2 protein-coding genes and 2 pseudogenes are annotated in these 2,587 nt (G+C 53.9%); 1 reads left to right on the forward strand and 3 read right to left on the reverse strand.

The annotated features are described in order from the left end of the window. A pseudogene (locus ACLL9E_RS01910) lies at window positions 1–570 on the forward strand (acyl-CoA dehydrogenase family protein); the annotation flags it as partial. A 162-nt stretch (window positions 571–732) separates the two neighbouring features. Here the strand turns inward: ACLL9E_RS01910 and ACLL9E_RS01915 are convergent. The 3 genes and pseudogenes from ACLL9E_RS01915 to ACLL9E_RS01925 all read right to left on the reverse strand — a co-directional run. Beyond that, on the reverse strand, window positions 733–1,140 hold the full coding sequence (locus ACLL9E_RS01915; RefSeq protein WP_411290055.1) for a hypothetical protein: 408 nt from the start codon (window positions 1,138–1,140) through the stop codon (window positions 733–735). Window positions 1,141–1,278: 138 nt separating this feature from the next. After that, on the reverse strand, window positions 1,279–2,199 hold the full coding sequence (locus ACLL9E_RS01920) for an Hsp33 family molecular chaperone HslO (protein WP_411290056.1): 921 nt from the start codon (window positions 2,197–2,199) through the stop codon (window positions 1,279–1,281). Then, a pseudogene (locus tag ACLL9E_RS01925) lies at window positions 2,199–2,587 on the reverse strand (ornithine carbamoyltransferase); the annotation flags it as partial. The pseudogene ACLL9E_RS01925 and the gene ACLL9E_RS01920, both read right to left, overlap by 1 nt.

Here is a 2,587-nt window from a genome sequence, read left to right on the forward strand (position 1 = left end):
GTCCGCGCCAAAAATTCAAGGCAAGCTCTCGCTGCGGGCATCGACCACAGGCATGATTGTCATGGACAATGTCGAAGTCGGCGAAGATGCCTTGCTGCCTGATGTGCAGGGCCTGAAAGGTCCTTTCGGATGCCTCAACCGCGCACGGTACGGAATAAGTTGGGGGGCATTAGGCGCAGCAGAATTCTGTATGCACGCCGCACGTCAATATGGTCTTGATCGCCATCAATTTGGTAAGCCTTTGGCTGCAAATCAGCTCTATCAGAAAAAGCTTGCTGATATGATGACCGACATTGCGCTCGGGCTTCAAGCCTCGTTGCGCGTTGGTCGCCTTATGGATGAGGGCCAGCTAGCGCCGGATATGATTTCCATCGTCAAGCGCAACAATGTTGGCAAGGCGCTCGATATCGCCCGCGCCGCGCGCGACATGCATGGCGGCAACGGTATCAGCGAAGAATATCAGGTCATGCGCCACATGGTGAACCTGAAACGGTCAACACCTATGAGGGCGCGCATGATGTGCATGCGCTCATTCTCGGCCGCGCCATCACGGGCATTGCGGCGTTCTGATAAAAAATGGGCCGCCTGGCTTTTCAGCGGGCGGCCCAGTTACGGCTTTTAAGCCAACTAGGGAGGAAAGCGTATCTCCGAGAAGATACCCTGATCTTTTATCTTCAAGATGGTAAATATCTGATTAACAGCCCATCGGCCATGATGCGGGAAATTCCATAATCAGCAGGTGCCTGTTTTTCGGCCTTCGACTGAAAATGAAAAGGGCGCGTTGTCGCGAATGCCCTGGGATTGAATATGGACGATCCGATTGGATTCCTTCCGGATTGTCGTCAGCCCCTGCCCTTCGCCTTTGCAGGTATAACTGACAGTGACGGAGTTCTCGGTTGTGCGCACGACATATTGCTCACACGCCAACCCGCTATGGCGGATTTGCAACAGGCTTTCAGGTTTCCCTAAGCAAATTTTCGTCGTTGGTTCATTATTGCCTGAGGAGCGCAATTGCCACATTCCGCGCTCCAAAGTATCGAGCATAGGGGTATCACCATTAGCCGAAACGGCCAACGCTGCTGTAATCGGTACCAAGGCAAGGGGCCCAACGATCCAAAATAAAGTGCGTTTCATGTTCATAAGCTTCTATCCGTAAACCAATCAGTTTCAGCGAAGCGACCTGTTATCTGGCGTTTGCATAACATCATTTGTAACATTTTGCACGATAGAATGTGCGGTATGAACGACGAGTGACTATGCGCATACGATGCGCCCAACCTAATTGTTCAAGCTCGCTAGACTGATCGGGAAGCGGCGCGAGCAAAATTCACAATCGACAACAATATCGCCTGCCTCATCCGCCATTTCCGCCCGGTCAACAGCAGGAAACTTCGCAATAACATCGCGGATGTGGACGGGATCGCAGCGGCAACCCTTGGTCAAAAGATCTCCTTGCTCAATGCGCACTTCCTGTTCTTCGTGGAACAGCCGCCAGACGATCTCCTCGAGCGGTAACGAGGGGTCGGCAAGTTCAGCAGTCGCTATCGTAGAAGAAAGCACTTCGATATGCTCCCATTCAGGATGGTCCAACCGCACGTGCAACCGTTCCCGGCCCTCTTCGCCTTCGGGCAGGTGCTGGACCAAAAGACCGCCAGCAACGCAACGGCCATTCACGTGGTCGACCGCAACGCGAATAAACGTCGGGATTTGTTCGGACTGAACAAAGTAATTCTGCGCCGCATCCGCCAGCGTTTCGCCCTCAAGCGGCACGATGCCCTGATAACGGCCGCCGCCTTCGCTGGCCGGTTTCATGCGGTCAAAAGTGATCGCTAGATAGCCTTGCCCGAAAATCCCGAACAAAGTCGCATCCTGAGGCAATGCGGCAGCAGTTGCTGCGTCGAACTGAGCATAGCCGCGCAAGGCGCCATCCTTGTAATCGCAAGCCAGCAAGCGGATTGCGCCCTTTTCGGTCTGGGTCTGCAACGTGAGTTGGCTTCCCTTTTCCTTCAGCGAAGCACCAAGCAATGCCGTCAACACCAATGCTTCGGCCAATGTGCGCTCAATCAATGGCGGGTAAGCGTGTGCAGCCAGTATCTCGGTCAGAACATCGTCCAAACGCACCAAACGCCCGCGCGCATCGCGCATGGGTATGGAAAAGCGTAGTGGCTGATTGATTAATGTTTCCGATTGGTCGGGCATTATAGTTTTCCAAAGCACCACAATAAAATCGATTTTTGCGCGTGAAGCCGGTTTTCTGCCTCATTCCAAATTAGCGATTGTGGCCCGTCAATCACCGCGTCCGTGACTTCTTCACCGCGATGGGCAGGCAGACAATGGAGGAAAGCTGCTTCGGGTTTTGCCGCCGTCATAAGGCGCTCCGTCACCTGATAAGGCATCATAGCTGCAATCTTGTTGTGGGCATGTTCCTGCCCCATGGACACCCAAGTGTCGGTCACGACGACATCTGCACCCGCTACAGCCTCGGCCGCATCACGGGTGAGTGTTATTTTTGCACCGGCCGCTTTTGCCGCAGCGATAAAATTGCTGTCGCTGTCATACCCTTCGGGCACGGCAATGCGGACGTTGA

Origin of the sequence: Sphingorhabdus sp. (assembly GCF_046596595.1) — a bacterium.
In the GTDB taxonomy this organism is placed as follows: Bacteria; Pseudomonadota; Alphaproteobacteria; order Sphingomonadales; family Sphingomonadaceae; genus Sphingorhabdus_B.